The following is a 16103-nucleotide window of genomic DNA, read 5'->3' on the forward strand; positions in this document are numbered from 1 at the left end:
ATAGAGGAGGAATATAAGTTATGCCATGGAACAGATACAATATGCCAAAGGTCCTAGGACCATCGGATCCGAAATCCTTGGTAAAATCTGCTTGTGCAAAGGTTATTGGCGGTACTGCAGTCGATTGTGTGAATACACCGGTACCTATTAGACCGCTTGTAACAGGTGCAGTAGCAAAAATACCCGTAGTACTGGCTGAATTAACTGTACAGATTAATGTTAATACGATCATTAGCTTACCAGAGCCTGCATTAGAAATTAAAGACATTAAAAAGCACTTGAAGATTACTCAGTGTCTTTTGCTTCAGGATACCAATATGCTGTTCATTAAAGGATTTATTAGAAAGAATATCCAATATGCTACTCCAAAATGCTCAAATAAGGAAGGGGTTTGCGGAGATATCAAACATTGTACCGTGGATGCACCTTTCAGCTGCACAACTCCGATAACCTTTAATGGTATTGATCCTCTGCCAATTATACCGAGTGAAACCTCTGAATTCCGTTACTTTAGAAAACAGGACATCAAAGGACCAGACTTCGCAGATAAAGACCATCTACTGTCTTCCGATTTGTCAGAGTTTAACCAAATCAGCACAGAGTACTTCAATGAGCTTCCTTTCTGTGAGCTGATCAGCAGCAGAATCGTTGAATTTGATGAATTCCTCAATCCAACTCATCCAACCAAAGGGGAGTTCCCATTTGAAGAAAGATTGTTCAAAAAGATTGAAGAAAAAGCAGTTATTTACTTGACCCTTAAGATATTACAAAAACGGCAAGTTGCAGTTCCGCCGCTGGGAGCCGTTGAAGATGACGACTATTGCTAAGAACTGCTAAGAATAAGTGTCAAAAGAACTGGAAAGCAAATAAAAGATTCTTATGTCAAAAAGGATGTCTATTAACAAAGACATCCTTTTTAAGCAAGATAATAAGTTTTATCATTAGATCAGATATTACTGATTTGCATCAGCCGGCGGGGTAAACACTCTTTGAGCCAATTCCGCGTCCAACATATATAATGCATTGGTATCATTGCCAATTCGCTCTAGTTTTTTAATGATACCATTGAAGGTGGATTCTTCTTCCACCTGCTCATCAATAAACCATTTCAAAAAGCTGATGGTGGCATGCTCTCTTTCATCCATGGCGATATCCATAAGATCATAAATTCGTTTGGTTACAAACTGTTCATGTACATAACCTTTTTGGAAAGCATCCAGCATAGAAGTGTATTGATTTTCAGGTTGGTCTAATGCTGAGATCGTTACCCTTCCATTTCGCTCTATAATATAATCGAAAAACTTCATGGCATGGAATTTTTCTTCTTCAGCCTGTACCCTAAAAAAGTTGGCAAAGCCGTTCAAATCCTCTGAAGCACAATAGGCCGCCATTGCCAGATAAAGGTTTGAAGAAAAAAGCTCATATTTTACTTGATCATTTAGTTCTGCAAAAAGTTTCTCGCTAATCATGTCATTTCCTCCTGTATTAAATATTATTTCTGAACAAAGAAATCCAATAGTGCCTATAAATGGTTTCCTTACTAGATATAGTTTACCATATTATGGACATTGGATAAATAGATATCTTTGTTGTTTTCCATTACTATTGTACCCTTATCCGGTGATTAAAAACAAATATAAAGTTTTAAAGGGAAAAAAAGTGGTATAATGAGATGATAGAAGCTTTTGAATATTGTTTGAGGTTGGGAGGAGAAAGTATGAAGACCTTAGAGAATAAGAAAATAATTGCCTTAGTAGAGTCAGAATTTGAAGACTTAGAGCTATGGTACCCTCTATTGTATTTGAGGGAAGAGGGTGGCCAGGTTGATGTGGTAGGACCAAAGGCAAAGGAAAAATACATAGGCAAGTATGGTGTCCCTGTGATTTCAGACTTTGCCTTTACAGATATTCAGGCTGCAGATTATGATGCTATTCTAGTTCCGGGAGGATGGGCTCCGGACAAATTAAGAAGGTATCCAGAGGTTTTGGCAATGGTTCAGTACATGGATGATCAAAAAAAACCCATTGGGCAGATCTGTCATGCAGGTTGGGTATTGATTTCTGCAAAAATATTGAAAGGTAGAAAAGTGACCAGTACTCCTGGAATTCGCGATGATATGGAAAATGCAGGAGCCATATGGCTTGATGAAGCGGTTGTTGTGGATGAGCATATTGTCTCCAGCCGCAGACCGCCGGATTTAGGAGCTTATATGAAAGCTTTTACGGCGGTATTGACAGCTAAATAGTTCATTTATAGACTCTATACCTGATAAATTGTGGTATAGAGTTTATTTATAAGAGAAATACAGCCTTGTCTTATGCTTCTTATAAATTATGTACAGCCCTGTGTCCTGTTCAGGCGGTGAATATGATCACCGGCGAGAATCTGCAAAATACAAAGGACAAAAAGGTCAGAATCGAGGAGAATATATGTTTAGGCTGCGGCCTATGTCTTCGAAGCTGTCCTACAAAGACCCTAACCCTACGATCGAGGGAAAGGCGGGTTATTACACCGGTAAAATCTACCCATCGGGCTGTGGTTATGGCTATAGAGCGGGGAATGCTGCATCACCTTATCTTTGATAATCAGGCCTATAGAAGTCATCGTGCCATGGCTGCCATTTTAGGAGTAATATTGAAATTGCCGCCTATAAAGCAGGCTATGGCCAGTCAACAGATAAAGTCCCATTACCTTGATCGTATCATGAGACACTTCTGCCGCAACTAAATTTAGCATTTCGAAATATGTTGTAAGAAGGGAAAAAAGCATATACAATATACATATAAAAAGTCTTATACATAAAGGGTGAATGATATGAACACAATGGAAATCATGAATCTAGCATTGGAGCTAGCAGAACTAAAGGAGATTCCTTGGGATTCCGGCACGCTGGTTGAAGGAGATAATATCCGGAAAATACTGTTTGGAATTGATATGGAAACTCAAGAACTTTTGTTAGGAAAAGAATTAGGCGTAGATTTGGTGATTAGCCATCATCCTCACACCGGTGAACAGGATGTTTACTTTCATAAAGTCTTGGAGGTACAAATCGACAAAATGATGTCCTTTGGAATTCCTATTAATAAGGCCCAAAAGGCATTGAGGAAAAAGGTCAACAGCCTTGAAAAAAATGCCCATGCAAGAAACTACGATCGTGTTCAATCAGCGGCTAAGCTATTAAAAATGCCTTATATGAATATCCACTTGCCGGCGGATCGAATCACAGAGAGATTCGTACAAGGGTTTATTGATCAAAAACTAGGAAATCATCAGAAAGCAACCCTTAAAGATGTTATAGATGTACTCATGGAAATTAAGGAGTATCAGAATACACCAGCAGGACCTGTAATACGTGTAGGCAGAAACGATGATTATGCCGGGAGGATAGCAGTGCTGATGGCGGGTGGAACCAACGGAGGGGCTGAGGTTTTCAAGGCCTATTTTGAAGCTGGTGTCGGTACCATTGTGTGTATGCATATTCCAGAGGATGTTCGGGAAGCGGTTGAAAAGCAGAATATAGGCAATGTCATTGTAGCAGGACATATGGCCAGCGATTCTATCGGACTGAATATCCTGATCAAGGAATTGAGAAACAAAGGATTAGAAGTAATTACTATGTCTGGTATCATCGGATAGTTTTTTTTAGGAAACTAAATAAAATAACTGTTAGATATGGAAAGTCTGTGAGTGGTGGAAAACAACGCCGTCCACAGACTTTTTTATTGTCTAAGAACAAAACAGTTATAATTATTGACCTGTGACTGATAATTCTAATCTATCTTCCGATCGACGAGGACGTCGATCCCTACCTTCCTGTATTATGCTTATGTAGGAAACTGTGCCCTCACAGTTCCGTTGAATGTTAAAATTCTCAATCACACTACTGTATGGAGGTTAAAAATTCAAATAGGATTTTTAGATATTCAATGTATAATGAAATCTCCTTATGGAATAATATAGTAAAACAGTAAATCATTAGACAACTATCCATATAAAAAAATTTAACTAAAATATAACAAAATATAAAAACTAAAAGGAATTTTCTGAATAGTATAGAATATTATAGGTATAGTTGTCCAAATATGACAAGAAATATTGAAGCGAGGGGGATCTTAAATGAAGGAATATCAAAGCGACAAAATACGGAATGTAGCATTAGTAGGACATGGAGGCTGCGGGAAAACGATATTAACCGAATCCATGCTATTCACCACGAAGGTTACAAACAGACTTGGTAAAGTCGAAGATGGAAACACTGTATCAGATTTTGATAAGGAAGAAATCGCCCGTAAAATTTCAATTGGTACCTCTTTGATTCCTATTGAGTGGAAGGACTGTAAGTATAACATTCTTGATACTCCTGGATACTTCGACTTCATTGGTGAGGTACAAAGTGCATTAAGAGTTGCCGACGGAGCCGTAATTGTCATGGATGCATCTTCAGGAATAGAAGTTGGGACGGAAAAGGTGTGGAAATACACCGTTGATAGAAAGATGCCTAAATTTATATTTATTAATAAGATGGATAAGGAAAACATTAATTTTGATAAATTATTAAATGATTTACGTGAGAAATTTGGTAAAGGCGTAGCACCTTTTGCCATTCCTTTAGGGGATGCAAACAACTTCAAGGGAATCGTAAACGTTGTGGACATGGTAGCCCGGGTATATGATGGAAAAGACTGTACAGATCAGCCGGTTCCGGAGGATATGATGGACAGTGTTTCATCTGTACGTGAAATGCTGATGGAATCTGTCGCAGAAAGCGACGAAGTTTTAATGGAAAAGTATTTTGGCGGTGAAGAGTTTACTACAGAAGAGATCCATGAAGGTCTTCGCAAAGGCGTTTTAGGTGGAGAAATTGTACCTGTACTACTAGGCTCAGGTGTCAACAATATCGGTATTCACACTTTAATGAATATGATTAGCGACTATATGCCTTCTCCAAAGGATATTAAAGTAGTTGAAGGCATTCATGCAAGGGAGAATAAACCTGTACAAAAGAATATTGATGAGAGTGATCCATTCTCTGCATATGTATTTAAGACCATCGTTGACCCCTATGTAGGAAAAATCTCATTATTAAAGATATGCTCCGGCAAATTGACATCAGATATGGAAATTTATAACCCTGAGAAGGATGAAATAGAAAAGGTAGGAAACCTCTTCCTGCTCAGGGGCAAGAACCAGATCAATGTCAGCAAGGTAGTAGCGGGTGATATTGCAGCCATTGCAAAATTGCAGTATGCATCTACCGGAGATACCCTTTGCGACAAAAACCATCCTGTTAAATTTGACAAGGTTGCATTCGCTGAACCGACTCTTTTCATGGCTGTTGAGCCAAAGGCAAAAGGAGACGAGGAGAAAATCGGGCTAGGTCTAAATCGTCTGACAGAAGAAGATCCTACCTTCATGGTAGTTCGAAATGCTGAAACCAAACAAACTCTTATCGGCGGTCAGGGAGATATGCATATCAATGTTATTACCAATAAGCTAAAGCATAAATTTGGTGTAGACGTACAGTTGGCAGAGCAAAGAATCCCATACCGTGAAACCATCAAGGGCAAGGCGGATGTACAAGGGAAACACAAGAAACAGTCCGGTGGTCATGGGCAATATGGTGACGTAAAGATTCGTTTTGAGCCCGCAGAGGAAGAATTTGTATTTACAGAGGAGATTTTCGGAGGGTCTGTTCCTCGACAATATATACCCGCTGTAGAAAAAGGCTTGAGAGAATGTCTGGAATCTGGTGTTTTAGCCGGATATCCAGTAGTAAATGTAAAGGCTACACTATATGATGGATCCTACCATGATGTAGACTCCTCAGAGATGGCCTTTAAGATTGCTGCCTCCATCGCTTTCAAAAAAGGTATGGAGATGGCTAAACCCGTATTGCTGGAGCCGGTGATGAAAGTGGAAATTGTTGCACCGGAAGATTATATGGGCGATATTATGGGGGACATGAATAAGCGACGTGGTAGAATCCTAGGAATGGAGCCCTTAGGTGACGGTACGCAAAAGGTTATTGCGGAGGCGCCACAGGCAGAACTCTTCAAGTATGCTACCGATTTGCGATCTATGACTCAGGCTAGAGGAAGTTTTACGATGAGATTTGAGAGATATGACGAAATGCCCCAGCATTTGAGCCAAAAAATCATTGATGGGGCAAAATCAGACAAATAAATGGACGGGGCTTTGGCTCCGTCTTTAATCTGTTATTGGATTGGGGGAGATCAATCATGAGGGTTTCTTTTATTTTTCAAATGGGTCCGCTGATCAAAAAAGAGTATATCCGAGAAATGTATTTAAGTGAAGATGAGTTGTACGGATTGCTGAATTGCAGTAAAGTGGAGTATCCCATTCGAGTAGGGGGGAGTGTAAGGCTGACGAAGGCTGTGGTAGAAGAGTCGGTTTTTAGCCTTAAGGAGGATGAACCGGTACTACAGGTTTTATTAAAGGAGATAGATTATTAAGGGGCTCAAAAAAAAAAGAGCTCTTTCTTAATTCCAGCAGACGAAGCATAATAAATGGAGGATTACAGAAAATAAATAGGAAAAAAAGAAGGAGGGATGTATATGTCAGATCATTATATAAATTTTGAAGGTGAATTAGGTATGAGTGCCAACGACAGGCTGATGGATATCATTCAATCTGTTGGTATGGAAGATAAACTCATTATTACTGTAGAGAAATATGATGATGACCGTTCCGATTATCTTTTTGCCATATTGGAGAATCATGGCTTTGAGGTACAGACAAAAGGAGGCGGAGATGGCAAGGAGTACCAAATTATTGCCCATAAAAAAAGAAACTAGACAAAGCCAATCCTATGATTGGCTATTTTTAAAAGTGGTAAAAATATAAAGAAAGTCCATAATTTCTAAAAAAAAATGTGAATATTAAAGAAAATTCCAGAAAAACAATCTGAAAACAGCCTTGAAATTAAGAAATAAATTACTTAAAATAAGATCAAAGAAAGTCAAAGCGAGGTGATGGATGTGTCAAGAATTAGTGACATCATCGAAGGCTTTATCAAGGAGCTATTGGAAAGTGCCAATAATCAGGCTGTTGAAATTCAACGGAACGAACTGGCCAACTATTTTAACTGTGCCCCTTCTCAAATTAATTATGTCCTGACCACCAGATTTACGCTGGATAAGGGTTATATTATTGAGAGCCGGAGAGGCGGCGGAGGATATATTAAGATCCTTCAGCTCAACATAGATAAAAATCAGTTGCTGCGACTGCTCTTGGAAGAAATCAATGAATCAATCAGTATGATGCGGGCAGCGGCCATGGTCAGTATGCTCAAAGAAAAAAGATTTATCAGTGATCGGGAAGCAGAAATTATTGCAGCAGCCATCAGCGATCGGAGCATTAATGTACCGATGAATATTAAGGATACTGTAAGGGCAGGGATACTGAAAAATATATTGATGGTTTTATTTCATTATGGCGGGAGGGAATAAGATGCTGTGTGAAAGCTGCAACAAGCGAAATGCAACGGTTCATGTGACAAAAATATTAAATGGGAATAAGACAGAGCTTCATCTCTGTGAACAGTGTGCGAAACAAGGTGAGGAGATGCCCTTTGATGCATCCTTTACCATCAACAATTTTCTGACAGGGCTGCTGGATTCTATACAAGACTCTCCGATTAAAGTGGACTACATCAAAACCACAAAATGTGATCACTGCGGTATGACCTACGGCAAGTTTAAGCAGCTGGGCAGGTTAGGCTGTGCACAATGCTACACTGCTTTTCAGGAAAAGCTGATCGAATTAATAAAACGGGTACAGGGCAATGAGGTACACTCCGGGAAAATGCCGAAGCGATCAGGGGGCGTAATTCGCTTGAAGAAAGAAATCAAAAAACTGAAGGTTCAATTGGATGAGGTAATTCGCAAGGAAGAGTTTGAAAAAGCGGCGGTGTTGCGGGATAAGATTCGAGAACTGGAAAGTCAGATTCAGGATATGAACTAGGGAGGTGGGCTTATGACGAAATGGATAGAACAGTCTGGACCCGATGGGGATATTATTATTAGCAGCAGGATTCGTCTGGCAAGAAATCTACAGGAGTATCCTTTTCCAGTAGCACTGACAAAGGGAAAAAGCAAGGAAGTTATTAAGAAGGTTGGAGACGTAATCCTTGAGGGAAATACAGTCTTAAAGCATGATTTTCTTTTGCAGGAAATGGAAAGTCAGTCTGCGCTGGAAAGACAGGTGCTGATGGAGAAACATTTAATTAGCCCCAATCTAATGGAAAACCATGAAAGGAGTGCAGTGCTTTTAAATAAAGATGAATCTGTCAGTATTATGATTAATGAAGAGGATCATATACGTATCCAGTGCCTGCTGCCTGGGCTTCAGCTGACGGAGGCCTGGGATACGGCGGATAAGCTGGATGATGTATTGGAAGAGAGCCTCCACTATGCTTTTGATGAGCAACTGGGATACCTAACCTCTTGTCCTACTAATGTGGGAACAGGCATCCGGGCATCGGTGATGGTGCATCTGCCAGCCCTTAGTATGACTGGATATATCAATCGGGTACTGCAGGCAGCTAATCAGATTGGCTTGGCTGTAAGGGGATTATACGGGGAAGGAACGGAATTCGTAGGGAATGTGTTTCAGATCTCTAACCAGATTACCTTAGGGAGAAGTGAAGAAGAAATTATTGCTAATCTAAAAGATGTTACAAGACAAATAGTACAGAAAGAAAGAGATGCTCGAAGTACTTTGCTCAATAGCAATCGGTTGGGGTTAGAGGATAAAATCTATCGATCCTATGGAATATTATCCAATGCCAGAATCTTAACCTCTCAGGAATTTATGACACTTTTGTCTGATTTACGTTTAGGGGTAGATTTAGCAATATTAGAGAATGTAAAAATAGAGGGGCTAAATCAGTTGATGGTTATGACGCAACCAGGCTGCCTGCAAAAATCTGCAGCAAAAAACCTAAGCGCACATGAAAGAGATGTTCGCAGAGCAGCAATTGTACGAGAAAAGCTGGGAAGCAAAGGTTAGTAGAGAAAATAGTTTTTATAACTTTGCATTTAAATTGAAAAGATAATAATAAGATGATCTTCAATGTTATGGAGGTGCTATATATGGCTATGTTTGGCAGGTTTACAGAAAGAGCTCAGAAAGTTATTCTGCTAGCTCAGGAAGAAGCTCAACAGCTTCGACATAATTATGTTGGGACGGAGCATTTGCTGGTGGGATTAGTAAAAGAAGGTGAAGGAATTGCTGCGAAGGTGCTAACCAATATGGGGGTCGGACTAGAGCCGCTGAAGAAGAAAATAGAGCAGGTTATAGGTATTGGAGAAGAAGAAGGAACACAACTATTAGGCTTTACCCCTAGAACGAAGAGAGTATTTGAGCTAAGCTTTGCAGAAGCAAGGAGATTGGGACACAATTATATCGGAACCGAGCATTTGCTGCTGGGGCTGATCCGTGAGGGAGAAGGAATTGCAGCAAAAATATTGGTAGACAGCGGTGTAAATCTGGCGAAGGCTAGAGAAGAAGTTATGAAGATGCTGGGAAATCCTACACCCCGTGATGCAGAAACGCCTGCTTCTGAGGCGACAGGAAGAACTACCACCCCCAGCCTGAATGAATATGGAAGAGATCTGACAGAAATGGCCCGAGAGGGAAAACTAGATCCTGTAGTAGGGAGAGAGAAAGAAATTGAAAGAGTTGTACAGATTCTCAGTCGAAGAACCAAGAACAATCCATGCCTCATCGGCGAACCGGGAGTAGGAAAGACAGCGGTAGCAGAAGGATTAGCCCAGCGCATTGTAGAGGGCAATATCCCGGAAATTCTTCGAAATAAACGGGTAGTTACTTTGGATTTAGCTTCTATGGTAGCAGGAGCGAAGTATCGCGGCGAGTTTGAAGACCGCTTGAAAAAGGTAATGGAAGAACTTCGAAAATCCGGAGATGTAATTTTGTTTATCGATGAGATGCACACGATCATTGGAGCAGGGGCTGCAGAAGGAGCCATAGATGCTTCCAATATTCTGAAGCCGGCTTTGGCAAGGGGAGAACTCCAAGCTATCGGTGCTACAACCTTAGATGAATACCGAAAGCATATTGAGAAGGACCCTGCCCTAGAGCGTAGATTCCAACCGATTACTGTAGAAGAACCAACGGTAGAAGAAACCATTCAAATTTTAAAAGGTTTGCGGGATCGCTATGAAGCCCACCATCGGGTAAAGATTACCGATGAAGCATTACGGGCTGCCTCTGAATTATCCCATCGATATATTACCGACCGTTTCTTGCCTGATAAGGCCATTGATCTCATCGACGAGGCGGCTTCCCGTGTTCGATTGCAGACTGTAACCCAACCGCCGGAATTAAAGGACTTAGAGGAAAGGCTGGAAGAACTGTCAAAGGAAAAAGAAGAAGCCATTAGCGCTCAAGACTTTGAACGGGCAGCCAGGGTCAGAGATCAGGAGAAGAAGATAAGAGAAGAACTTCACGATAGAAAAACCAACTGGAGAACTACAACCAACCACCAGGAGATGGTAGGAGAAGAGGAAATTGCCCAAATCATTTCCCAGTGGACTGGAATACCAGTGAAAAAACTGGCACAGGAAGAGTCAGAAAAGCTATTGAATATCGAGACGATCCTACATCAGCGGGTTATCGGACAGGAAGAAGCAGTAAAAGCGGTTTCAAAAGCGATCCGAAGGGCTAGAGTAGGCTTGAAGGACCCTAAGCGGCCTATTGGTTCCTTTATCTTCCTAGGACCTACCGGAGTAGGAAAAACGGAATTATCTAAGGCACTGGCTGAGGCTATCTTTGGAGATGAGGATGCTATGATCCGCATTGACATGTCGGAATATATGGAAAAACATACGGTATCTCGGTTAGTCGGTTCCCCTCCTGGATATGTAGGCTATGATGAAGGAGGTCAGCTGACAGAAAAGATCCGCAGAAAGCCTTATTCCGTCATACTGTTTGATGAAATTGAGAAGGCTCACCCTGATGTGTTTAATATTTTGCTGCAAATTCTGGATGATGGCCGATTGACCGATGCCAAGGGACGATTGGTAGACTTTAAGAATACCATCGTAATCATGACTTCGAATGTAGGTGCCCACACGATTAAAAAGCAGAGGACCTTAGGATTTGCAGGCGTAGAGCAGGATGAAAAACAGAGTGCCTATGAAAAGATGAAAGAGAATATCATGGATGATCTAAAGAGAACCTTCAGACCGGAATTCCTAAACCGAATTGATGATATTATCGTATTCCATGCCCTAGAACAGGAGCACATTCAGCAGATCGTAGATTTGATGGTAAGAGATCTAACCAAGCGATTGAAGGGGCTTGATATTCAGATTCAGGTAGATGAGGCTGCGAAAAAGCTGCTGGCAGAAAAAGGCTTTGATCAAGCCTTTGGTGCAAGACCGCTGAAGCGGGCGATTACGAAAATGCTGGAGGATGAACTCTCCGAGGAAATGCTGCGTGGCAATATCTCAAAACATGACGAAATCATCGTTGCCGTAGAGAATGATCGGTTAGTATTTCATAAAAATCAGCGAAAAGCAGCAATGAAGTAAAAAATGACAGACAGTCTTGTCTGTCATTTTTTACTTCAAAATTGACGAGAGTCAATTTTGTTTATGGGTATTGTATACAGGAAAAAAATATGATAAGATTATCCCTATAGTCTCTAATAAAAAAACAATTGTATCCTATATGCATACGAATGAGGTGAGAATGTGGCAGATAAAAAATACCTGATTATCGATACGGAAATTCTTCCGGAGGTTTATGAAAAAGTGTTGGAAGTGAAAGAACTATTAAGAACAGGCCGGGCAAAGGGCATAACGGAGGCTGTGCAAATGATAGGAATTAGTCGCAGTACTTTTTACAAATATAAGGACTTTATTTTCTCATCCTCGGAAGGAACCAAAGGACAAAAGGTGACGGTTACATTGCTGCTGAGCCATACACCTGGTATTCTATCGAATTTGCTGAATAAGCTCGCTTTTTGGAATGTGAATATACTGACTATCAACCAGGATATTCCCATTAACAATGTTGCAAACGTCAGCATCACCTTTGATATTTCAGAGGCTAAGACAGGTATTGATGATTTGATGGAGGGATTAAGCAGCATAAAGGGTGTGGTGAAAGCAGAACTTATTGCAATGGAATAAGAGAGAAGTCAATGTAATCATGGAAGCATGAAGCAGGAGCTGTTTTATAGAGGATAGATATGATTTATGATTTGTGAATAATATTACTAGGTTAGGAGAGATTGCAAAATGAGATGGCAAGGTTTGATTCATCATTATCGGGCATATTTGCCCCTTGGACCTGAGGTAGAGCCGATTACCCTTTGTGAGGGAAATACACCTTTAATCCGGGCTGCCAATTTAGAGAAGGAAATGGATGGATTAGAAATCTACTTAAAATATGACGGTTTGAATCCGACCGGGTCCTTTAAGGATCGCGGTATGACCATGGCAGTGACAAAAGCAGTAGAAGAAGGGTCTAAGGCAATCATTTGTGCTTCTACAGGAAATACTTCCGCAGCAGCTGCAGCCTATGCTGCCAAAGCAGGCATCCGCTGCATCGTCATCATTCCAAATAAAAAAATTGCTATGGGGAAACTGGCCCAAGCCATTGCCTATGGAGCAGAAATCATTGCCATAGATGGCAATTTTGACGATGCCCTTCGTATGGTTAAGGAGATATCTGAAAAGCATCCAATTACCCTGGTGAACTCTATCAACCCATATAGGATTGAGGGACAGAAAACTGCTGCTTTTGAAATTTGCGATCAACTGGAAGCGGCACCGGATTATTTGTCTATTCCTGTTGGGAATGCAGGGAATATTACAGCATACTGGAAGGGCTTCAAAGAGTATCTGGAAAAAGGAAAGAGTCAGGGACTGCCAAAGCTTTTAGGATTTCAGGCAGCGGGTGCAGCGCCTATCGTAGAAAATCGGGTTTTTGAGAATCCGGAAACGATTGCAACGGCTATTCGTATCGGAAATCCAGCCAGCTGGCAGAAGGCAGTGACCGCATTAGAGGAATCTCAGGGGATGATCCATAAAATCACAGACGAAGAAATTCTGGAGGCCTACCGCTTGATTGCCAGCAGAGAAGGTATTTTTGCTGAGCCTGCTTCCTGTATTTCAGTAGCAGGGCTGTATAAGCTTTATCAGGCAGGCCTTATAGAAAAGGGTAAAAAGGTGGTATGTGTCCTCACTGGAAACGGACTAAAGGATCCGGATACTGCAGTAGAGATGGGCGGAGAGTTTAAAGCATTAAAGGCCGATTTTGAAACCATAGAAAAGGCTATTATAGGGTAAGTTTATGGTGCAGGGAAAATTAACCATAAAGGTACCCGCTACCACTGCAAATCTAGGGCCTGGATTTGACAGCATGGGTATGGCTTTGCAGATTTATAATGAGATTGAGATAGAGCCGATCGATCAAGGCATAGAAATTATAGGATTCGACGGTGTGCCCCCGGAGGACAACCTAGTTTACGCAGCTATGGAGAAAGTACTGACACGATATAAAAGGCAAGTGGGCGGAATCCGGATAATTGGCAAGCAATTTGATATACCTATGAGCAGAGGCCTTGGCAGCAGTGCAGCTTCCATTGTAGCAGGAATCCTGGCTGCCAATCATTTCATGGATCGGATTTTAGGGGTAGAGGAGATCATTAATATAGGAACGGAAATGGAAGGACATCCGGACAACATCGTGCCGGCGGTACTAGGTGGTTTGACCATATCCATCATGGATGGAGAGGATGTGGTTTATTCTAAGGTAGATATTCCGGGGAGTCTGAAATTTGCAGTGATGGTGCCGGACTTTAAACTTTCTACCCACGCAGCAAGAAGTGCTTTGCCGTCTGCCTATGAAAGGAAGGATTGTATTTTTAATATATCCCGGGCCTCTCTCTTGGTTGCCGCCATGCAAAAGGGAGAATTGGAAAAGCTTCGTGTTGCTACGGGAGACAAGGTGCATCAGCCCTATCGTGCCCGCTTGATTCCGAATATGTATGATATTTTTCAGAAAGCAGAAGAATTGGGATCAAAGGCTGAAGTAATCAGCGGCTCCGGTTCTACCCTCCTTGCCATGGTAGATAGAGATAATCATGGCTTTAGTGCAAAGATGAAAAACTATTTAGACAGCTTGCCCGGCCAGTGGACGATTCAAATGCTTGAAGCTGATGAAAATGGAGCTTTGTGCTATTAAGGATTAGGGGTTGAACTTCTAAAGACTCATCCTAAGATTCTCTCGACTCCGGGACAAGGTTACTTTTTCTGAAAAAGTTGGCGGAGAAAAATGACCTTGATAGTCGCTGTTCGGAAGCTTAGGAGGAATTTTTATAAAAACATGACTTCATTAACATTCCAAGGATTTTATGAACCAATAGTTCGTAAAATCTTTTCTTTTTAGGGATCATTGACGCTTTGGAAATGAAAGTATAAAATCAGTATAGATAGGAGATAGTTCTAATAACCTTAAGGAAACCGTTCATGTGGGAGGGTCAGATGGCAAAAAAAGCAAAAAGCGTTTTTGTATGTCAAAGCTGTGGTTATGAAAGTCCCAAGTGGATGGGGCAATGTGTATGCGGTGCATGGAATTCTATGGTTGAGGAATTAGGCAGCAGCGGTGTTGTATACAAAAAATCAGCCACCATAACCAGTTCGGTTAGACCACAGCCTATTAAGGAAATTAAGTCAGGCTCTTATGACCGTTTAGATACCCAAATGGGGGAACTCAACCGGGTTTTAGGCGGGGGGTTGGTTAAAGGCTCTTTGACCCTGATATCCGGTGAGCCTGGAATTGGCAAATCCACCTTGATTCTTCAGGTCAGCAGTGTCATTGCAGAGAAATATGGAACGGTACTCTATGTATCGGGAGAGGAATCAGAGGAGCAAATCAAGATGAGAGCCGAGAGGCTGGATGCCTTATCAGATCGGTTGTTGGTTGTATCGGAAACCAATGTAGAGGTGATCGAAGGCTATATACAGGAACTCCATCCGACCTTCATTATTATAGATTCTATTCAAACCTTATTCAAACCAGAGCTGACTTCAGCCCCTGGGAGTGTTTCACAGGTTCGTGAATGTGCCAACCATATTATGCATATTGCAAAAACGAAGAATATTCCCGTATTTATTGTGGCTCATGTTACCAAAACCGGTGAACTGGCCGGACCGAGAATACTAGAACATTTGGTAGATGCCGTGCTTCATTTTAACGGGGAGAGAAGTCAGGAATTTCGTGTGGTTCGTGCACTGAAGAATCGTTTTGGAACGACCAGCGAAATTGGTGTTTTTGAAATGAGGGAAGAAGGCTTAATAGAAGTAGACAACCCGTCGGAAATGTTTTTGGAGGGGCTTACGCCCAATGTAGATGGGGCTATGGTGATTGGCGGATTAGAGGGAACCAGACCCCTGCTGTTGGAAATTCAAGCTCTAGTAGCACCTACCAGTTTAGGCTTTGCAAGAAGAACCGCCATCGGGGTAGATGTAAACCGGTTAAATCTTATTATCGCAGTGCTGGAAAAAAAAGTCGGGCTTCCACTGACTAATCAGGACGTGTATGTGAATGTAGTAGGAGGGCTAAAACTGGAAGGAACATCTGCAGATTTGGGCGTGGCCCTAACGATCTTTTCCAGCATGAGGGGACTTCCCATTCCGACCACTACTACCATAGCCATTGGAGAAATCAGCTTAACAGGAGAACTAAGACCTGTGGCCAATGCAGAGAAGATTGTAAAGGAAGCTGCAAAAATGGGCTTTTCAAAATGCATATTGCCGGCTAAAAATTTAAAGAAGCTTCAGATTCAGGAGCCTATCGAACTGATTGGAGCCCATTTCGTAAAAGATGCCATCGATACCATGTTTTTCAGCAAGGAGCATCCTTTTTAAGGCTATCGAAAATGATCCAATGATATCTAAGAAAATATAAGACATAAGTGAGCGGCTATTTGATCCTTTTGTTGTCGTTCTTAGCGAGTGAAGATAAAGAATCCGTTTAGAAACTTGTATGTTTGAGCAAAGCGAGTTTACAAGTTTTAGGATTCTTTGGCGGAAGGAGCTTTAGAACGA

The 16103-nt window shown here is 41.4% G+C and carries 16 protein-coding genes; 15 read left to right on the plus strand and 1 reads right to left on the minus strand.

Going from position 1 to position 16103, the window contains the following annotated elements; all coding sequences use genetic code 11:
* Nucleotides 1–20: 20 nt before the first annotated feature.
* Nucleotides 21–827: a CsxC family protein gene (locus tag BUB56_RS09355; RefSeq protein WP_278319477.1), complete on the plus strand. Its 807-nt coding sequence runs from the start codon at nucleotides 21–23 to the stop codon at nucleotides 825–827.
* A gap of 126 nt (nucleotides 828–953) precedes the next feature.
* Here BUB56_RS09355 and BUB56_RS09360 read toward each other — a convergent pair whose 3' ends face one another.
* On the minus strand, nucleotides 954–1469 hold the full coding sequence (locus tag BUB56_RS09360; protein WP_110941053.1) for a ferritin: 516 nt from the start codon (nucleotides 1467–1469) through the stop codon (nucleotides 954–956).
* A 248-nt stretch (nucleotides 1470–1717) separates the two neighbouring features.
* Between BUB56_RS09360 and BUB56_RS09365 the strand changes: the two genes are divergently transcribed.
* From BUB56_RS09365 to radA, 14 genes are all read left to right on the plus strand, one after another.
* Complete coding sequence (locus BUB56_RS09365) at nucleotides 1718–2245, plus strand: type 1 glutamine amidotransferase domain-containing protein (protein WP_110941054.1); 528 nt, start codon at nucleotides 1718–1720, stop codon at nucleotides 2243–2245.
* Between the two features lie 65 nt (nucleotides 2246–2310).
* Nucleotides 2311–2727, plus strand: coding sequence for a 4Fe-4S dicluster domain-containing protein (locus BUB56_RS09370; protein ID WP_278319478.1), 417 nt, complete (start codon nucleotides 2311–2313; stop codon nucleotides 2725–2727).
* A gap of 87 nt (nucleotides 2728–2814) precedes the next feature.
* Nucleotides 2815–3636, plus strand: a complete 822-nt coding sequence (locus BUB56_RS09375; protein WP_110941056.1) for a Nif3-like dinuclear metal center hexameric protein — start codon at nucleotides 2815–2817, stop codon at nucleotides 3634–3636.
* 480 nt (nucleotides 3637–4116) lie between these two features.
* Nucleotides 4117–6183 carry an elongation factor G gene (gene fusA / locus BUB56_RS09380; RefSeq protein WP_110941057.1) on the plus strand — a complete coding sequence of 689 codons (2067 nt, stop codon included), beginning with the start codon at nucleotides 4117–4119 and terminating at the stop codon, nucleotides 6181–6183.
* 56 nt (nucleotides 6184–6239) lie between these two features.
* Complete coding sequence (locus BUB56_RS09385) at nucleotides 6240–6473, plus strand: hypothetical protein (RefSeq protein WP_110941058.1); 234 nt, start codon at nucleotides 6240–6242, stop codon at nucleotides 6471–6473.
* Nucleotides 6474–6575: 102 nt separating this feature from the next.
* On the plus strand, nucleotides 6576–6815 hold the full coding sequence (locus tag BUB56_RS09390) for a hypothetical protein (protein WP_110941059.1): 240 nt from the start codon (nucleotides 6576–6578) through the stop codon (nucleotides 6813–6815).
* 183 nt (nucleotides 6816–6998) lie between these two features.
* Complete coding sequence (locus BUB56_RS09395) at nucleotides 6999–7469, plus strand: CtsR family transcriptional regulator (protein WP_110941060.1); 471 nt, start codon at nucleotides 6999–7001, stop codon at nucleotides 7467–7469.
* 1 nt (nucleotide 7470) lies between these two features.
* Nucleotides 7471–7983, plus strand: a complete 513-nt coding sequence (locus BUB56_RS09400) for a UvrB/UvrC motif-containing protein (protein WP_110941061.1) — start codon at nucleotides 7471–7473, stop codon at nucleotides 7981–7983.
* Nucleotides 7984–7995: 12 nt separating this feature from the next.
* Entirely contained in the window at nucleotides 7996–9030 is a 1035-nt protein-coding gene (locus BUB56_RS09405; protein WP_110941062.1) for a protein arginine kinase, read from the plus strand.
* A gap of 83 nt (nucleotides 9031–9113) precedes the next feature.
* The gene (locus BUB56_RS09410; RefSeq protein ID WP_110941063.1) at nucleotides 9114–11576 is read left to right on the plus strand and encodes an ATP-dependent Clp protease ATP-binding subunit; all 2463 of its coding nucleotides are present in this window, start codon (nucleotides 9114–9116) and stop codon (nucleotides 11574–11576) included.
* 162 nt (nucleotides 11577–11738) lie between these two features.
* Nucleotides 11739–12179: an ACT domain-containing protein gene (locus tag BUB56_RS09415; RefSeq protein WP_110941064.1), complete on the plus strand. Its 441-nt coding sequence runs from the start codon at nucleotides 11739–11741 to the stop codon at nucleotides 12177–12179.
* A gap of 108 nt (nucleotides 12180–12287) precedes the next feature.
* Nucleotides 12288–13340 (plus strand): threonine synthase, encoded by a 1053-nt coding sequence (thrC, locus tag BUB56_RS09420; RefSeq protein WP_110941065.1) that lies wholly within the window; start codon nucleotides 12288–12290, stop codon nucleotides 13338–13340.
* A gap of 4 nt (nucleotides 13341–13344) precedes the next feature.
* Nucleotides 13345–14238 carry a homoserine kinase gene (gene thrB / locus BUB56_RS09425; RefSeq protein WP_110941066.1) on the plus strand — a complete coding sequence of 298 codons (894 nt, stop codon included), beginning with the start codon at nucleotides 13345–13347 and terminating at the stop codon, nucleotides 14236–14238.
* 299 nt (nucleotides 14239–14537) lie between these two features.
* A complete protein-coding gene (gene radA / locus BUB56_RS09430) occupies nucleotides 14538–15923 on the plus strand; it encodes a DNA repair protein RadA (protein ID WP_110941067.1) in 1386 nt (461 codons plus the stop codon).
* Nucleotides 15924–16103: the final 180 nt, after the last annotated feature.

Source organism: Geosporobacter subterraneus DSM 17957, from assembly GCF_900142145.1.
GTDB classification, from domain to species: domain Bacteria; phylum Bacillota; class Clostridia; order Peptostreptococcales; family Thermotaleaceae; genus Geosporobacter; species Geosporobacter subterraneus.

Coding starts and splice junctions, on each gene's coding strand:
- BUB56_RS09355 (WP_278319477.1), top strand. CDS start 21: ATGCCATGGAACAGATACAATATGCCAAAGGTCCTAGGACCATCGGAT.
- BUB56_RS09360 (WP_110941053.1), bottom strand. CDS start 1,469: ATGATTAGCGAGAAACTTTTTGCAGAACTAAATGATCAAGTAAAATAT.
- BUB56_RS09365 (WP_110941054.1), top strand. CDS start 1,718: ATGAAGACCTTAGAGAATAAGAAAATAATTGCCTTAGTAGAGTCAGAA.
- BUB56_RS09375 (WP_110941056.1), top strand. CDS start 2,815: ATGAACACAATGGAAATCATGAATCTAGCATTGGAGCTAGCAGAACTA.
- fusA (WP_110941057.1), top strand. CDS start 4,117: ATGAAGGAATATCAAAGCGACAAAATACGGAATGTAGCATTAGTAGGA.
- BUB56_RS09385 (WP_110941058.1), top strand. CDS start 6,240: ATGAGGGTTTCTTTTATTTTTCAAATGGGTCCGCTGATCAAAAAAGAG.
- BUB56_RS09390 (WP_110941059.1), top strand. CDS start 6,576: ATGTCAGATCATTATATAAATTTTGAAGGTGAATTAGGTATGAGTGCC.
- BUB56_RS09400 (WP_110941061.1), top strand. CDS start 7,471: ATGCTGTGTGAAAGCTGCAACAAGCGAAATGCAACGGTTCATGTGACA.
- BUB56_RS09405 (WP_110941062.1), top strand. CDS start 7,996: ATGACGAAATGGATAGAACAGTCTGGACCCGATGGGGATATTATTATT.
- BUB56_RS09410 (WP_110941063.1), top strand. CDS start 9,114: ATGGCTATGTTTGGCAGGTTTACAGAAAGAGCTCAGAAAGTTATTCTG.
- thrC (WP_110941065.1), top strand. CDS start 12,288: ATGAGATGGCAAGGTTTGATTCATCATTATCGGGCATATTTGCCCCTT.
- thrB (WP_110941066.1), top strand. CDS start 13,345: ATGGTGCAGGGAAAATTAACCATAAAGGTACCCGCTACCACTGCAAAT.
- radA (WP_110941067.1), top strand. CDS start 14,538: ATGGCAAAAAAAGCAAAAAGCGTTTTTGTATGTCAAAGCTGTGGTTAT.